Genomic DNA, 15,167 nt, shown 5'->3' with positions numbered 1-15,167 from the left:
GGCTATACCATTCTCTGAAATGTACTCAATCCAATGTGGGAGCTGGCTTGCCTGCGATGGCATCAACTGGGCCCACCTGATGAACAGAGGTTCCCGCATCGCAGGCAGCCAGCTCCCACACTGGACTGTATTGTCAAAATTAAGTATGAAAATGCGACATGAAGATGTCGCTTATCGGACAGTTCGCCCTGCAACAGTGCGCTTGTCAGCCTAATTCTGTACTCTAGCCGCCTCTTTATGCGCCCGCATCCCAAAAGGAAGCAGCGCGCTAGACCGGTCGGCTCCCATAAGGGCCGGCAGCATTTCCCTCATCCATAGGGAAGCCCTCTCTAAATTCCGATTCAGTAGTGTGGTATTTCCTCAAATGAAAGTGTTGAAAAGCCAGGACATCCTGGCGCTGGGCTTTATGACGTTTGCCCTGTTCGTGGGCGCCGGTAACATCATCTTCCCGCCTATTGTCGGTTTGCAGTCCGGGTCTAGCGTCTGGATGGCGGCATTGGGCTTCCTAGTCACGGCAGTCGGTCTGCCGGTGGTCACTGTGATCGCCCTGGCCAAGGTCGGCGGCGGTATGGACGCATTGAGCAGCCCGATCGGCAAGATCGCCGGTGGCCTGCTGGCGGCGGCGGCGTATCTGGCGGTAGGGCCGCTGTTCGCCACCCCGCGTACTGCGACCGTTTCGTTCGAAGTGGGCTTGGCGCCATTGACTGGCGAAAGCCCGCTGGCGTTGTTCCTCTACAGCTCGGTGTATTTCCTGGTGGTGTTCTTCGTTTCCCTGTACCCAGGTCGACTGCTGGATACCGTGGGTCGCTTCCTGGCGCCGCTGAAGATCATTGCCCTGGCCATCCTCGGTATTGCCGCGTTCGCCTTGCCGGCCGGTGATGTGGGCGTCGCTACTCCAGAGTATGTGGCCGCTCCATTCTCCCAGGGCTTCATCAATGGTTACCTGACCATGGATACCCTGGGTGCGCTGGTGTTCGGCATTGTCATCGTCAACGCTATCCGCTCCCGTGGCGTGGAGTCGCCGCAACTGATCACCCGCTACGCGATTATTGCCGGGCTGATTGCCGGCGTGGGCCTGGCGTTGGTGTACATCAGCCTGTTCCGCTTGGGTTCGGGCAGCCATGCCGTGGCGGCGGGTGCGACTAACGGTGCGGCAGTGCTGCATGCTTATGTGCAATACACCTTCGGCTCCCTGGGCAGTGGTTTCCTGGCCGTGCTGATCTCCCTGGCGTGCCTCGTTACCGCAGTAGGCCTGACCTGCGCTTGCGCCGAGTACTTCAGCAAGATCCTGCCGCTGTCCTACAAGACACTGGTCGTGATCCTGGCGCTGTTCTCGCTGTTCGTGTCTAACTTGGGTCTGACCAAGTTGATTGCGTTCTCGATCCCTGTGCTCACCGCGATCTACCCGCCGTGCATCGTGCTGGTGGCGCTGAGCTTCTGCAAAGGTTTCTGGCAGGAGCAGGGGCGAATCGTCGGCCCGGTGATGCTGGTGTCGTTCATCTTTGGCTGCATCGATGCACTCAAGGGCGCGGGCCTGGCGGATTGGATGCCTGCACAATTGGCGCACCTGCCGCTGAGCGAGCAAGGTCTGGCGTGGCTGGTGCCGTCGGTGATGATCTTGGTCGTGGCAGTGGTGGTTGACCGTATGCTCGGCAAGCGCAGCGAAGCCATCGCGTAATAGTGTTTCTGCGCTGTGCCGAAATGCCTCGTATCAATCGATACGGGGCATTTTTTATGCGTGTGAGACTGCAACCCTCTAAAGTTGAAACGCTTTCAAAATGTGGGAGGGGGCTTGCCCCCGATTGCGGTGTGTCGGTGATGAATGTATCGACTGACACCCGGCCTTCGCGGGCAAGCCCCCTCCCACATTTTGACCGCGTTCTCCCGCCATACTCTTTCGCAATAGGACCCGCATGTCGTTCATCGAAACCAATCAGATCCACCTGCTTGCCGCTCTCTGGTTCATCCTGTGCTGGGGTGGCTACACCCGATACGCCACCTGGAAAGCCCGTGACACTGCGTGCCTGGCCAGCGTGTTGCATCTGTACCGTGAAGACTGGATGCGCCGCATGCTGCTGCGAGACAACCGGATTGCCGACGCCAGCGTGATCGGCAACCTGGAGCGCAATGCTTCGTTCTTTGCCTCGAGTACCCTGATCATTCTCGCCGGTATTCTCACCGTGCTGGGTGCTTCCGAACGTGCGGTGTCACTGTTGGCGGACATTCCCCTGGTGCAACAGGCGTCCCAGGGCATGTCAGAAATCAAGCTGCTGTGCCTGGCGCTGGTGTTCGTCTACGCATTCTTCACCTTCAGTTGGTGCATGCGTCAATACAACTTCGCGGCGGTATTGGTCGGCTCGGCGCCGATGATCGGTGAACGGCATGTGTCGGAACAAGAGCGCAAGGCGTTTGCCCTACGGGCTGCAAGGGTAATTTCCATGGCCGCCAACCAGTTCAACTTTGGCCTGCGTTCTTATTACTTTGGCATGACCATGCTTGCCTGGTTTGTCAGCCCTTGGTTGTTCATGTTGATGAGCAGTGGGGTAGTGCTGGTGTTGTATCGCCGGGAGTTTCATTCCGACGTCTTGCAGGTGATGGTCTATACCCCGACCGATACGGCAACGCCTGAAGTGTCTTCTAAAGAGGTCGTGTCTTAGTCCATAGCGGCGGATCTAACTTCCTATCGCTAGAAAAACAGCAGACAAAGTAAAGCCCGCTATAAAGCGGGCTTTCTTTTGCAGCGCTGCTTATTCAAACCAGGCGATTATTGCTTGGCAGGTTCTGCAGGTGCGGCAGGTGCAGCTTCTTTTGCGGCGGCTGCGTTCGATTCAGCCTGAGCTTTGGCAGCATCAGCGTTTTCTTTCGCTGCGTCGTTCACTTTATCCTGTGCTGCCGCCATGTCTTTCTGAGCTTGCTCGGAATGTGCTGCAGCGTCTTGGGCTTTGTCTTCGGATTTCTTATCGCAGGCAGCGAGGCCGAGGGCAGCGGCCAGCATCATGGAAATAGCTAAAGTCTTGCGCATGGGGTGTTTCTCCTTATTGAAGATATCTACTGGCCTTTCGAACCCAAGGGGCCAGCATTAGTTCCTTTTATCCCACAGATATATAAAGCTTTTCGCCAAGGAACTTTCACCGCAAATCCCTATCCGGCGTATTAACACTCATAAGAGTCTAAAACTAATGACCGAAAACCCGTTGTTAGCGCGCGCAACCCGCTTTGTTTCGGCGCTGCGCCATTGCCAAGTGCTCGGCGTGAACGTACATGCGGCCAGTGAGGATGGCATGACGCTGGTGCTGCCCTACGGCTCACATATTGTTGGCGATCCCCGTACCGGCGTAATCCACGGTGGTGCGCTTACATCCTTGATGGACACCGCCTGTGGCATGGCCACGCTGTGTGTATTACCCGAGTTCGAGGTGTGCCCGACCCTGGACCTGCGCGTCGACTACATGCATCCCGCCGAACCGCATAAACCGGTGTATGGCTTCGCCCAATGCTACCGGGTGACCACTGACGTGATTTTCACCCGTGGCTTCGCGTATCAGGATGACCCGCAACAGCCGATCGCCCATGTGGTCGGCACCTTCATGCGCATGGGCAAGCGCCTCAAGGGCACCCAAGGGTTGGGCAGTACGATCAAGGGAGAGCAGGCATGACGCACCGATTCAAGACGCGTCTCGAACAGGCCCACGCCCGCGGCGATTACGAGGCATTGCTCGATCTGATTCCCTACGCCAAGTTGATCGGCATTGAGTGCACGCGGCAGGGGGACGAGTTGCTGTTTCGTCTGCCGGCCAACAAGGACAACATTGGTAACCCTATATTGCCAGCGCTTCACGGTGGGGTGATTGCCGGGTTCATGGAGCTGTCGGCAGCGTTGCATTTGCTGGTATTCACTGGTGCGCCGGGGGTGCCGAAAATCATCGACTTTTCCCTGGATTACCTGCGTGCAGGCCAGTATCGCGACACTTACGCCAAATGCCAGGTGTGGCGCCAGGGCCGGCGCGTAGCGAATGTAGCGATCACGGCCTGGCAAAGCACGGCGGCCGAACCGATTGCCACGGCCCGGGCACATTTCAAGATTGAGGACGTAGAGCGCTCTTGAAATCCTGGTCTTAGCCCCCAACTTTGATGACAACCCGCCGCCAACCCTCAAGGGCGCGGCCACTGCCATCCAATTGGAGTTTGATGACCATGAGTGTGGAAACTCAAAAGGAAACCCTGGGCTTCCAGACCGAGGTGAAGCAGCTGCTGCACCTCATGATCCATTCGCTGTATTCCAACAAGGAAATTTTCCTTCGCGAATTGATCTCGAACGCCTCTGACGCTGTCGACAAATTACGTTTCGAAGCCCTGTCCAAGCCTGAATTGCTGGAAGGTGGCGCCGAACTGAAAATCCGTGTGAGCTTCGACAAGGATGCCAAGACCGTCACCCTCGAAGACAACGGCATCGGCATGAGCCGTGAAGACGCGATCACCCACCTGGGTACCATCGCCAAATCCGGTACTGCCGACTTCATGAAGAACCTGTCGGGCGACCAGAAGAAGGATTCGCACCTGATCGGCCAATTCGGCGTGGGCTTCTACTCCGCCTTCATCGTCGCCGACAAGGTTGAAGTGTTCAGCCGTCGCGCCGGTCTCGATGCCAGCGAAGGTGTGCACTGGTCCTCCAAAGGTGAGGGCGAGTTTGAAATCGCCACTATCGACAAGGCTGATCGTGGCACCCGTATCGTATTGCACCTGAAGTCGGGTGAAGACGAGTTTGCCGACGGCTATCGCCTGCGCAACATCATCAAGAAGTACTCTGACCACATTGCGCTGCCGATCGAACTGCCAAAAGAACAGGCTGCTGTCGAAGGCGAAGAGAAGCCTGCCCAGGAATGGGAAGTGGTCAACCGTGCCAGCGCCCTGTGGACCCGTCCTCGCACTGAAGTGAAGGACGAGGAATACCAGGAGTTCTACAAGCACATCGCCCACGATTACGAGAACCCGCTGAGCTGGAGCCACAACAAGGTTGAAGGCAAGCTGGAATACAGCTCGCTGCTCTACGTGCCGGCCCGTGCTCCGTTCGATCTGTACCAGCGTGAAGCGCCGAAAGGCCTGAAGCTGTACGTGCAGCGCGTGTTCGTGATGGACCAGGCGGAATCCTTCCTGCCGCTGTACCTGCGCTTTATCAAAGGCGTGGTCGACTCCAACGATCTGTCGCTGAACGTGTCGCGGGAAATCCTGCAGAAAGACCCGATTATCGACTCGATGAAGTCGGCGCTGACCAAGCGTGTGCTCGACATGCTGGAAAAACTGGCGAAGAACGAGCCTGAGCAATACAAAGGCTTCTGGAAAAACTTCGGCCAGGTCATGAAAGAAGGCCCGGCAGAAGATTTCGCCAACAAGGAAAAGATCGCTGGCCTGCTGCGTTTTGCCTCTACCCAGAGCGAAGGCGGCGAGCAAGTGGTGTCCCTGGCCGAGTACCTGGCACGCGCCAAGGAAGGTCAGGACAAGATCTACTACCTGACTGGCGAGAAGTACGAAGCGGTCAAAGACAGCCCGCACCTGGAAGTCTTCCGCAAGAAAGGCATCGAAGTGCTGTTGCTGACCGACCGTATCGATGAGTGGCTGATGAGCTACCTCAACGAGTTCGACGGCAAGTCCTTCGTCGACGTGGCCCGTGGTGACCTGGATCTGGGTAACCTGGACTCCGAAGAAGAGAAGAAAGAAGCCGAAGAAGTCGCCAAGTCCAAAGAAGGTCTGGTTGAGCGGATCAAGGCGTCCTTGGGCGAAGCCGTCAGCGAAGTGCGTGTTTCGCACCGTCTGACCGACTCCCCGGCGATCCTGGCCATCGGCGAGCAGGACCTGGGCATGCAGATGCGCCAGATCCTGGAAGCCAGCGGTCAGAAGGTTCCGGATTCCAAGCCGATCTTCGAATTCAACCCGGCTCACCCGCTGATCGAGAAACTCGACGGCGAGCAGAGCGAGGAGCGGTTTGGCGACCTGTCGCACATCCTCTTCGATCAGGCGGCCCTCGCCGCGGGTGACAGCTTGAAAGATCCGGCCGCCTACGTGCGCCGACTGAACAAGCTGTTGGTTGAACTGTCGGTTTAACACCGTTGTAGAAAAACCCGCTTCGGCGGGTTTTTTCGTTCTAACGCACCTCAACTGGAGTAAATGATGAGCCAAGTCACTGTACGTTCCGTGGTCTATCAGATTGATGGCCAGTCTTATGAAAGCCGTCTGGCGTTCGATGCCAGCCATAAGGGCCCGCTGCCGGGTTTGTTGATGGCGCCGAACTGGATGGGGGTGAGTGTGGGGGCGGAAGAGATCGCCAAGAGTGTGGCCAGTAAAGGCTACGTGGTGTTGATCGCCGACCTGTACGGGCAAACCGTACGCCCGTCGAATGGCGATGAAGCCGGTGCGGCGATGATGCCGCTGAAGAATGACAACGCGGCGCTGCTCAAGCGTATGCAGGCAGCCTTTGAGCAACTGCAGCGCCAGACTGAAGCGGCGGTCGATACCTCGAAGCTGGCGACCTTCGGTTTCTGCTTTGGCGGTTTCTGCTCGTTGGAGTTTGCACGTACCGGCTCGCCGTTGAAAGCTGCCGTATCGTTCCATGGCACGATCGACACACAGAACCCGGCAGGCGCGAAGAACGTCAAGGGTTCGGTGCTGGTGCTGCACGGTGCGTCCGATCCATTGGTGCCGAAAGAACAACTGCCGGCGTTCGAAGCTGAAATGAATGCAGCGGGTGTGGATTGGCAGTTGCTGAGCTACGGTGGTGCGGTGCATTCCTTCACCGACCCGCATGCCAATGTTCCGGGCAAGATGATGTACGACGCGAAGACTGCCAAGCGGGCTTTCCAGTCGATGCACAACTTGCTGGATGAAGTGTTCAAGGGCTGATGGCCTCATCGCTGGCAAGCCAGCTCCCACATTTGACGGTGTTCACAAATCAAAATGTGGGAGGGGGCTTGCCCCCGATGGCTATTTCACAGGCAACTCAATTCTTTCTGACTCCCCCGGCACCGTCGGCCAATCCCCGGCCGCCCACCGCTGTCGCGTTTGCTCAATTATCGCCGGATCGCTGGCGACAAAATTCCAATTGATCCGTCGTGGTCCATCCAGCGGCGCGCCGCCGAACACCACCAGGTGGCAATCGCTTTCAGCAAACAGCGTCATTTCCTGCCCGGCAGGCAACACCACCAGGCTGTGGGTCTCCAATGCCTCACCGTCCAACTGTGCTTCACCTTCCAGCACATACACCGCCCGTTCCTCATGCTCGTCCGGGATCAGCAGGGTCGTGGCTGTCTGCATCCGCACCTCGGCATATAGGGTGGGTGACAGCACCGGCACCGGTGACTTGAGGCAGAAACCGTTGCCGGCGATCAGGCGCAGCTGCACGCCCAGGTTATCGCTTATCGGCAGGCTTGCCGCCGGGTGATGGCTGTAATGCCCAGGCCCGGTCTCGTGGTCCTTGGGCGAGGCCAGCCACACTTGCAGGCCATGCAGGTTGAAACCACTGGCCTTGACGGCTTCGGGTGTACGTTCGACGTGGGCAATCGCACTCCCGGCGGTCATCCAACTGACGTCGCCGGCGTATACGACCTGATCCGAACCCAGACTGTCCTTGTGCTGCAAGACACCTTCAAACAGGTAGGTGAGGGTGGACAGCCCGATGTGCGGGTGCTGCCGGATATTCATGCCGGTGCCCGGCGCATAGCGGGTGAGCAGCATGTGGTCGAAAAACACAAAGGGGCCGACGCTGCGGCATTCACGCGAGGGCAGCGGACGCAAGATCGGCTGGCCTTCCACATCTTCAGTGCGTGGGCGGATCACGGTGAGGGTGGTCATGGTGCATCCCTGTCTGAGCGGGTTGGATGCGCTGAGCATAACCCGCTCGAAGGGTCGTTGCCGCTATTGGCTGAAAGCACCTTCGGACAGTTTGGTCTCGATGGTGACCTCGGCGGTGGTCATCAGCTTGTGTACCGGGCAGCGATCGGCCACGCGATGCAGCTCGTCGCGCTGCTCGTCGGTGAGCACGCCCTTGAGGGTCAGCTTGACGCTGAGCTTGTACTTGCCCTTTTGCTCTTCGGTGCTGTCGTGGGTGACTTCCACGGTTACGCCAGTGAGAGGGATGTCTTTCTTCTGAGCGTAAAGCTTGACGGTCAGGGCCTTGCACGACGCCAGGGCGGCATCGAAATAATCATGGGGAGAGGGTGCCGAGTCGTCGCCACCCAGGCTCTTGGGCAGGTCGGTGAAAAGCTCGTGGTTGTTGATATTCACACTGTGGCGAAAGTTGTCGTGGTTCAGGGTGTTGACGGTAACAGGCATGGCAAACCTCACGAGGGCAGGAAGAAGGTCATGCAGTTATAGAGCATCCGCGAACTGAGGTGTTCCGCATTTTTCGGGATGAACTCTGCGGCGCGATGGTAAGGCATTTTGATATCGCGTTTTCGTCTTACGCAAATTGGCCCGGGGGCCGATACCTTTCAGGAGACTTGCTGCAGGTGGATGCAGCGCATTCGGAAGGAATCCAGGCAATGAGTATCCGTAGTCTGAATATCGCCCCCCGCGCCGGTCTGGGCTTTGGCGTGCTGGCGTTGATGGTGTTCGCCTTGGGCGGCTTTGCCCTGTTGCAGATGGCCAATATGCGCCAGCAGTCGGATCAGGTAGAGAATAACTGGCTGCCCAGCGTCATGGCGGTGGGAGAGATGAACCAGGACCTCTTGCGGGTGCGCGCGCTGACCTTGCGCCTGCTGGTCAATCGTGATCCGCAGGCACTCGCGCAGAATGAGCAGAAACTCGTGGATCTCAAAGGCGGCCTGCACCATGCGCAGACGCTTTATGAAGGGCTGATCGTCTTGCCCGAAGAGCGTACGCTGTTTGATCGCTTCAAGACTGAGGAGCAGCAATACCTGCAACGTCAGGAGCAGGTGATGGCATTCTCCAAGGCCAACCAGCAGGAGGATGCGATCAAGATCGTCAACGGTGAGATGAACCAACTGGCCGATGAGATGGCTGGCACCTTGCACGACTTGGTCGCCCTGAACAAAGCCAGTGCCAATCAGGCCGCCAATCTGGCGCAAAGTGTTTTCACTCAATCGCGCACCTGGGTGATTGGCATGATTGTGCTCACGGCATTGATCACCATCGGCCTGGCAGTGTGGCTGACCCGCAGCATCGTGCTGCCGCTGGCGCAGTCGCTGAAAGTCGCTCAGGGCGTGGCGAGTGGCGATCTGACCGGTGAGATCAGCGTAACTGGCAATGACGAACCGGCGCGTCTACAGCAGGCGCTCAAGGGCATGCAGGAAAATCTGCGGGACACCATCCGGCGTATCGCCGAGTCTTCGAACCAGTTGGCATCGGCTTCCGAAGAACTCAACTGCGTCACCGAAGATGCGACCCGTGGCCTGCATCAGCAAAGCCAGGAAATCGAGCAGGCAGCGACGGCGGTGAACCAGATGACGGCGGCGGTGGAGGAGGTGGCGAGCAATGCCGTGGCCACGTCCCAGGCCTCCCGCGAGTCCGACCGCATTGCCCAGCGCGGTCGTGAGCAAGTGCATCAAACGGTGGAGTCAATCGAAGCCCTGGCAACCGATGTGACGGCCAATGCGACCCAAGTCGAAGACCTGGCGCAAAAAGTCTATGGCATCAGCAAAGTACTGGACGTGATTCGCTCAATTGCGGAGCAGACCAATCTGTTGGCGCTGAATGCGGCGATTGAGGCGGCGCGGGCCGGGGATGCCGGGCGCGGTTTTGCCGTGGTTGCGGACGAGGTCAGGGCGCTGGCCCATCGTACCCAGCAGTCGACCCAGGAAATTGAGTTGATGATCAGTGGGATTCAGCAGGGCACCGATCAAGCGGTCAGTTCGATGCAGCAGAGCAACGGTCGGGCGCGGTCGACGTTGGATATCGCCAAATCGGCGGGGACGGCGCTGGAGGAGATTGCGTCGGCATTCACTCTGATCAACGAGCGTAACCTGGTGATTGCCAGTGCATCGGAACAGCAGGCGGCGGTGGCTCGAGAGGTGGATCGTAACTTGATGAATATCCGCGATCTGGCGCACCAGACCTCCACTGGTGCTAATCAGACCAGTGCGGCCAGCCAGGAGTTGTCACGATTGGCGGTGGACCTGAATACTATGGTGGCGCGGTTTTCCGTGTAGGGCGCAAGGTCTTGTTAGCCCCATCGCAGGCAAGCCAGCTCCCACACCGACCGCATTTCTTCAGGAGGTACTCGGTCACTGTGGGAGCTGGCTTGCCTGCGATGAGGTCGACTCGGTTTTAAACTTCGCCGGTCACAAAAAAGCCCCGAACCAGTCGGGGCTTTTTCATGTGATCAACCTGCGGGGCTTACTTGCCCTGCCAGCGTTTCAGCACCAGGGTGGCGTTAGTGCCACCAAAGCCGAAGCTGTTGCTCATCACGGTGTCGATTTTTGCATCTTCACGGGTCTTGGTCAGGATCGGCATATCAGCAACGGCTGGGTCCAGCTCGTCGATGTTGGCCGAGCCCGCCATGAAGTTGCCTTCCATCATCAGCAGGCAGTAGATCGCTTCGTGAACGCCGGCGGCGCCCAGGGAGTGGCCGGACAGGCTCTTGGTGGAGCTGATGGCCGGAGCCTTGTCACCGAATACCGCACGCACGCCTTCCATTTCCTTGGCGTCGCCGACCGGGGTCGAAGTGCCGTGGGTGTTCAGGTAGTCGATTGGGGTATCCACGGTGGACATGGCCATCTGCATGCAACGGATGGCGCCTTCACCGCTTGGGGCAACCATGTCGTAGCCGTCGGAAGTGGCGCCGTAACCGACGATTTCCGCGTAGATCTTCGCGCCACGGGCGAGGGCGTGTTCCAGCTCCTCGACCACTACCATGCCGCCACCGCCGGCAATGACGAAACCGTCACGCTTGGCGTCGTAGGCGCGGGAGGCCTTCTCTGGGGTTTCGTTGTACTGGGTGGACAGGGCGCCCATGGCGTCGAACAGGAACGATTGGCTCCAATGTTCTTCTTCACCGCCGCCGGCGAATACGATGTCCTGCTTGCCCAGCTGGATCTGCTCAACGGCAGTACCGATGCAGTGAGCACTGGTTGCACACGCGGAGGAGATCGAGTAGTTCACGCCCTTGATCTGGAACGGCGTGGCCAGACAGGCCGAAACGGTGCTGCCCATGGTCCGCGTGACACGGTACGGGCCAACGCGCTTCACGCCTTTTTCGCGCAGGATGTCCAGCGCTTCCATCTGGTTCAGGGTCGATGCGCCGCCCGAGCCGGCGATCAGGCCGGTGCGTACGTTGGAAACCTGGTCTTCGCTCAGGCCGGAGTCGGCGATTGCGTCTTTCATGGCCAGGTAGGCATAGGCGGCAGCGTGGCCGACGAAGCGATAGATCTTGCGATCGATCAGTTCTTCGAGGGGCAGGTCGATGGAGCCGGAAACCTGGCTACGCAGACCCATTTCGGCATATTCCGGGTTGAAGCGGATGCCAGGGCGACTTGCACGCAGGTTAGCGGTGACGGTCTCTTTGTCATTGCCCAGGCAAGAAACAATGCCCAGACCAGTGATAACGACGCGGCGCATGCGGATAACCCTTAAAAGTTGTCAGTGGAAGTGAATACGCCGACCCGAAGGCCTTCGGCAGTATAGATCTCGCGACCGTCGACAGTCACCGAACCGTCGGCGATGGCCAGGTTCAGCTTGCCCTTGAGGACGCGCTTGATTTGAATGTTGTAGGTGACTTTCTTGGCAGTCGGCAGGACCTGGCCAAAGAACTTCACTTCGCCCGAACCCAGGGCGCGACCGCGACCTGGCAGGCCTTGCCAGCCCAGGTAGAAGCCAACCAGTTGCCACATGGCATCGAGGCCCAGGCAGCCTGGCATGACAGGGTCACCTTCAAAGTGGCAAGCGAAGAACCAGAGGTCCGGGGTGATATCCAGCTCGGCGACCAATTCACCTTTGCCGTACTTGCCACCCTCTTCGCTGATATGGGTGATGCGATCCACCATCAGCATGTTCGGGGCGGGCAGTTGCGCGTTACCTGGGCCGAACAGCTCACCGCGACTGCAGCGCAGCAGGTCTTCCCGGGTAAAGGCGTTTTGTTTGGTCATGCGAGCTCCTCAATAATCCCATGCGGCAGGGCAGGGTAAATCTTCCCGAACCGAATGAAGCGTTCATGCCTCATAGCGGCAGCCTACACATAGACTATTGCGTTGTAGTGAAAGTCACAGCGTCAAGGCACTCAATGTACACTTGTTCACTGAAATTTTAAACCGAGCCTGTTTATCGGCCCGTTTGGGTGCCTAAGACTGCCGCACTTTCGTGTTTCACGCCAGTCGCAGTTGGCTGGTGGCGCAGCACTAATGTACCCATCGCTGTAGGATTTGCTGCAAATCCGTGCGTTTGAATGGCTTGGCCAGGTAATCGTTCATTCCGGCTGCCAGGCAGGCTTCCCGGTCGCCCTGCAAGGCATTGGCCGTCAGGGCGATGATCGGCAGGTCGGCGCAGCCGGGCAATTGGCGGATTTGCCGAGTCGCTTCGTAGCCGTCGATCAGTGGCAGGCGGCAGTCCATCAGGATCACGGTGAAAATCAGGCTCTCGGCACTGCGGATCGCCTCGGCGCCGTCAGTGGCCAGGCTGACTTCAAAACCCAGGCTACGCAGCATGGCTTCAACCACGGTGCGGTTGACCGGGTTGTCCTCCACTAGCAACACGTGCTGTCCATCGCCGGCACTCGCTTTTCCGCTGATCGCCGGGGTGATCGCCGGCAGACTTTTCTGATCGATGGCCAGCGGAATTTCCAGAGTAAACACCGAGCCGCGACCTTCTTCGCTCTTGGCGCGCAAGGTGCCGCCCATGCGTTCGGCCAGGGTGCGGGCGATGGGCAGACCAAGGCCGGTGCCGCCGTAACGTCTTGAAATGGAACTGTCGGCTTGCTGGAACGCGTCGAACATCAACTCCAGGCGCTCGGCGGAAATTCCGATGCCGCTGTCGCGCACCGTACAGGTGAACCACACCAGTTCATGGTCAAGGGTTTGCCAATGAGGCTCGACGGTAACGGTGCCGTGCTCGGTGAACTTCAACGCGTTGCCGATCAGGTTCACCAGAATCTGTCGGATGCGCGTCGGGTCGCCCTGTACCTGCAGCGAGTCCATGCCCAGGGGGATTGGCAGCTCCAAGGCGAGTCCGCGCTGCTGGGCGCTGTGCTGAAAGGCTTGAGCGCAGTTGCTGATCAGGTCCGCGAGGTTGAAGGAGATATGCTCCAGCTCAAGAGCGGCGCGTTCAATGCGCGAGAAGTCGAGGATGTCGTTGATCACTTTGAGCAGATGCTCGGTGGACTCGGAGGCCAGCGCCGCGTACTCGGTCTGCTCCTCGGTCATTTCGGTGGTTTCCAGCAGTTGCAGCATGCCCAGCACACCGTTCATCGGGGTGCGCAATTCGTGGCTCATCATCGCCAGGAAGTCCGACTTGGCGTTGTTCGCTCGCTCGGCCTCTTCGCGGGTCTGGATCAATTGCGCCATGGCCTGCTGTTGTTCGCGGCTGGCCTGGTTGAGGCCCTCGGCCAGGTTGTTGATATGGCGTGACAAGTCGCCCAGCTCTGAGTCATCGACAATCGGTAGCGGCGTCTTGTAGTCACCTTGCTGGATGGCTTTTACCGCGGTACCCATGGCGCTGATCGGCTGCGACAGGCTGGCGGCCAAGCGCCGTGCGAGCAGGAAGGTAAACAGCAGGGCGAAAAGAGCAAGGATGCCGGCCTTGAACAGGATCTCCTGCTGACGTTGGCTGAAGGCATCGTTGGACATACCGACGATCACCCGGCCCAGGTAGTCCGCCCGTGGTGCCTTGGGTTCATTGAGGTTGTCCTGGAAAAAGTCCGTGCCCAGCTGGATATGCTGCAGGCGGATCGGCGCCTGGAAGACTTTTACCGACAGCGAGCGGTCGTGCTTCTCTGTTGGCTGCTCAACGTACACCAGGATGTTCTCGGAGCTGTCCTGAATCTCCAGGAATCGCACGTGAGGCGTCGCCAAGGTGGCGCGCAGCAGGCTGTCGAGCACGTCGTTGTTGCCGGAGATCACTCCGTACTCGGTCGCCGGGGCGAGCTGGTTGGCGATCAATTGGCCGGTATGGTCCAGTTCCTGGCGCAAGTCCTGGATGCGCACGAAGGTAAAGAAGCTGATCAACAGCAACGTCAGCAACAGTGCCGGGCCCAGGGTGATGAGCTGGGTACGGGTGTTGATGTCCCAGCGACGGCGCAAGGTCATGGGCGTTTTTCTCCTTCGGCCAATCGGGCGGCGACGGCGGCTTCGTCAACCTGTTCGATGCCCAGTGAGCGCGCGACTTGCGGGTTGCCCACGACTTTGAAGTGTTCCGGATACAACGAGCGCGGCCAGTTGGCCGGTGGGTGATCCAGCAGACGGTCGAGCACATCGAGCCAGTCGGTCTGGTCACTGTACGTACTGGCCAGGCTGCCGGCCTTGACGAAGCCGGCGTTGGGGCCCACCAGCGGCAGTTGCTGGGCGTAGCTGCTGAGCAACAGATTCTTCACGGTCTTCGGGTTGTACAGCTGCGGATCGTCGAGGCCCAGGAGCACGTCACTGTTCTTGAACAGGTTTTGCAGCGGCCGACTGTCGTTAATGTTGTCCCAGAGTTGCGGCACGATTTCCAGGCCCATAGGTTCTGCGTACTGGGCTAATTCGCGAAGCAGGAATTCACTGTCGATGCCGTAGAGCACACCGATGCGTCGCGCCTGGGGCAAGATATTGGCGATCAGGTTCAACTGGCGCTCCAGCGGCGGATCGCTCCAGAGCAGGCTGATTTTGGCTGGATGAGAGGTTCCCAGGCGCTGTCGGGCTTGCAGGCGGCTGATACGCAGCACCAGGGTCGAAGGGCCTTGGGGGTCCTTGAGGCGCCAGTCGAGGCTGGGCAGGTCGAGCAGAATCAAGCGGGTGCTGGCGGGTAACTGGCTCGGTGCCGGTATCTCTTTGAGCGGGGTGAAGGTCACGTGGTCTTCGGGGCGTTGCCGGGCCAGGGCTTGGGCGAAGGCTTGCACGCCGGCACTGTCTTCGGCGGCGGTCAGCAGGACTTCGGCGCCCCAGGCTGGCGTCGTCAGCAGCAGGCATGCCAGCAGCAGGCCGCGTCGCCATAGCCTGGAAAAGAAGAGGGTCATCCGTGACTGATCGCCCATG

14 protein-coding genes and 1 pseudogene are annotated in these 15,167 nt (G+C 59.0%); 8 read left to right on the top strand and 7 right to left on the bottom strand.

Translation table 11 applies throughout. From position 1 onward, the window contains the following. The first annotated feature begins 364 nt into the window (after positions 1-364). Together brnQ and AC07V4_RS10495 are read left to right on the top strand one after the other, a co-directional pair. A complete protein-coding gene (brnQ, locus tag AC07V4_RS10500; protein ID WP_431753132.1) occupies positions 365-1,678 on the top strand; it encodes a branched-chain amino acid transport system II carrier protein in 1,314 nt (437 codons plus the stop codon). Between the two features lie 235 nt (positions 1,679-1,913). Continuing rightward, entirely contained in the window at positions 1,914-2,657 is a 744-nt protein-coding gene (locus AC07V4_RS10495) for a DUF599 domain-containing protein (protein ID WP_492636378.1), read from the top strand. Positions 2,658-2,764: 107 nt separating this feature from the next. Here the strand turns inward: AC07V4_RS10495 and AC07V4_RS10490 are convergent, their stop codons facing one another. Then, on the bottom strand, positions 2,765-3,022 hold the full coding sequence (locus AC07V4_RS10490; RefSeq protein WP_431753131.1) for a hypothetical protein: 258 nt from the start codon (positions 3,020-3,022) through the stop codon (positions 2,765-2,767). Positions 3,023-3,179: 157 nt separating this feature from the next. Here AC07V4_RS10490 and AC07V4_RS10485 point away from each other — a divergent pair, with 157 nt between their 5' ends. The 4 genes from AC07V4_RS10485 (at position 3,180) to AC07V4_RS10470 (ending at position 6,894) form a co-directional block, all read left to right on the top strand. Continuing rightward, positions 3,180-3,656 carry a PaaI family thioesterase gene (locus AC07V4_RS10485; protein ID WP_492636379.1) on the top strand — a complete coding sequence of 159 codons (477 nt, stop codon included), beginning with the start codon at positions 3,180-3,182 and terminating at the stop codon, positions 3,654-3,656. Beyond that, on the top strand, positions 3,653-4,105 hold the full coding sequence (locus AC07V4_RS10480; protein ID WP_492636380.1) for a PaaI family thioesterase: 453 nt from the start codon (positions 3,653-3,655) through the stop codon (positions 4,103-4,105). The genes AC07V4_RS10485 and AC07V4_RS10480 overlap by 4 nt, the downstream gene beginning before the upstream one ends. 89 nt (positions 4,106-4,194) lie before the next feature. Beyond that, a complete protein-coding gene (gene htpG, locus AC07V4_RS10475) occupies positions 4,195-6,099 on the top strand; it encodes a molecular chaperone HtpG (protein ID WP_492636381.1) in 1,905 nt (634 codons plus the stop codon). A gap of 66 nt (positions 6,100-6,165) precedes the next feature. Beyond that, complete coding sequence (locus tag AC07V4_RS10470) at positions 6,166-6,894, top strand: dienelactone hydrolase family protein (RefSeq protein ID WP_492636382.1); 729 nt, start codon at positions 6,166-6,168, stop codon at positions 6,892-6,894. Positions 6,895-6,975: 81 nt separating this feature from the next. Here AC07V4_RS10470 and AC07V4_RS10465 read toward each other — a convergent pair whose 3' ends face one another. Together AC07V4_RS10465 and AC07V4_RS10460 are read right to left on the bottom strand one after the other, a co-directional pair. Continuing rightward, positions 6,976-7,842 carry a pirin family protein gene (locus AC07V4_RS10465; protein WP_492636383.1) on the bottom strand — a complete coding sequence of 289 codons (867 nt, stop codon included), beginning with the start codon at positions 7,840-7,842 and terminating at the stop codon, positions 6,976-6,978. Positions 7,843-7,905: 63 nt separating this feature from the next. After that, positions 7,906-8,322 carry an OsmC family protein gene (locus AC07V4_RS10460; RefSeq protein WP_431749501.1) on the bottom strand — a complete coding sequence of 139 codons (417 nt, stop codon included), beginning with the start codon at positions 8,320-8,322 and terminating at the stop codon, positions 7,906-7,908. A gap of 95 nt (positions 8,323-8,417) precedes the next feature. On the opposite strand from AC07V4_RS10460, the pseudogene AC07V4_RS10455 reads away from it, so the two are divergent. Next, positions 8,418-9,302 (top strand): annotated as a pseudogene (locus AC07V4_RS10455) (MCP four helix bundle domain-containing protein); the annotation flags it as partial. After that, positions 9,294-10,157, top strand: coding sequence for a methyl-accepting chemotaxis protein (locus AC07V4_RS10450; RefSeq protein ID WP_492636407.1), 864 nt, complete (start codon positions 9,294-9,296; stop codon positions 10,155-10,157). The pseudogene AC07V4_RS10455 and the gene AC07V4_RS10450, both read left to right, overlap by 9 nt. Before the next feature lie 187 nt (positions 10,158-10,344). Here AC07V4_RS10450 and fabB read toward each other — a convergent pair whose 3' ends face one another. The 4 genes from fabB to AC07V4_RS10430 all read right to left on the bottom strand — a co-directional run bounded on the left by fabB (position 10,345) and on the right by AC07V4_RS10430 (position 15,166). Further along, positions 10,345-11,565 (bottom strand): beta-ketoacyl-ACP synthase I, encoded by a 1,221-nt coding sequence (gene fabB, locus AC07V4_RS10445; protein ID WP_032877086.1) that lies wholly within the window; start codon positions 11,563-11,565, stop codon positions 10,345-10,347. An 11-nt stretch (positions 11,566-11,576) separates the two neighbouring features. Continuing rightward, the gene (gene fabA, locus AC07V4_RS10440; RefSeq protein ID WP_003210552.1) at positions 11,577-12,092 is read right to left on the bottom strand and encodes a 3-hydroxyacyl-[acyl-carrier-protein] dehydratase FabA; all 516 of its coding nucleotides are present in this window, start codon (positions 12,090-12,092) and stop codon (positions 11,577-11,579) included. Between the two features lie 249 nt (positions 12,093-12,341). Beyond that, complete coding sequence (locus AC07V4_RS10435) at positions 12,342-14,243, bottom strand: ATP-binding protein (RefSeq protein ID WP_492636384.1); 1,902 nt, start codon at positions 14,241-14,243, stop codon at positions 12,342-12,344. Further along, positions 14,240-15,166, bottom strand: a complete 927-nt coding sequence (locus AC07V4_RS10430) for an ABC transporter substrate-binding protein (RefSeq protein WP_492636385.1) — start codon at positions 15,164-15,166, stop codon at positions 14,240-14,242. The genes AC07V4_RS10435 and AC07V4_RS10430 overlap by 4 nt, the downstream gene beginning before the upstream one ends. Between the last annotated feature and the right edge of the window lies 1 nt (position 15,167).

This window comes from Pseudomonas sp. GW821-FHT03A09 (assembly GCF_059421065.1).
Note: the sequence above shows the minus strand (reverse complement) of the source record. Positions and strands in the feature narration are given on the sequence as shown.

What these genes read in the sequence shown, in the direction of transcription:
- htpG (WP_492636381.1), top strand. Translation starts at nt 4,195, where the DNA reads ATGAGTGTGGAAACTCAAAAGGAAACCCTGGGCTTCCAGACCGAGGTG.
- AC07V4_RS10435 (WP_492636384.1), bottom strand. Translation starts at nt 14,243, where the DNA reads ATGACCTTGCGCCGTCGCTGGGACATCAACACCCGTACCCAGCTCATC.
- AC07V4_RS10460 (WP_431749501.1), bottom strand. Translation starts at nt 8,322, where the DNA reads ATGCCTGTTACCGTCAACACCCTGAACCACGACAACTTTCGCCACAGT.
- AC07V4_RS10485 (WP_492636379.1), top strand. Translation starts at nt 3,180, where the DNA reads ATGACCGAAAACCCGTTGTTAGCGCGCGCAACCCGCTTTGTTTCGGCG.
- AC07V4_RS10450 (WP_492636407.1), top strand. Translation starts at nt 9,294, where the DNA reads ATGCAGGAAAATCTGCGGGACACCATCCGGCGTATCGCCGAGTCTTCG.
- AC07V4_RS10495 (WP_492636378.1), top strand. Translation starts at nt 1,914, where the DNA reads ATGTCGTTCATCGAAACCAATCAGATCCACCTGCTTGCCGCTCTCTGG.
- AC07V4_RS10470 (WP_492636382.1), top strand. Translation starts at nt 6,166, where the DNA reads ATGAGCCAAGTCACTGTACGTTCCGTGGTCTATCAGATTGATGGCCAG.
- fabB (WP_032877086.1), bottom strand. Translation starts at nt 11,565, where the DNA reads ATGCGCCGCGTCGTTATCACTGGTCTGGGCATTGTTTCTTGCCTGGGC.
- AC07V4_RS10480 (WP_492636380.1), top strand. Translation starts at nt 3,653, where the DNA reads ATGACGCACCGATTCAAGACGCGTCTCGAACAGGCCCACGCCCGCGGC.
- fabA (WP_003210552.1), bottom strand. Translation starts at nt 12,092, where the DNA reads ATGACCAAACAAAACGCCTTTACCCGGGAAGACCTGCTGCGCTGCAGT.
- AC07V4_RS10465 (WP_492636383.1), bottom strand. Translation starts at nt 7,842, where the DNA reads ATGACCACCCTCACCGTGATCCGCCCACGCACTGAAGATGTGGAAGGC.
- AC07V4_RS10430 (WP_492636385.1), bottom strand. Translation starts at nt 15,166, where the DNA reads ATGGGCGATCAGTCACGGATGACCCTCTTCTTTTCCAGGCTATGGCGA.
- brnQ (WP_431753132.1), top strand. Translation starts at nt 365, where the DNA reads ATGAAAGTGTTGAAAAGCCAGGACATCCTGGCGCTGGGCTTTATGACG.
- AC07V4_RS10490 (WP_431753131.1), bottom strand. Translation starts at nt 3,022, where the DNA reads ATGCGCAAGACTTTAGCTATTTCCATGATGCTGGCCGCTGCCCTCGGC.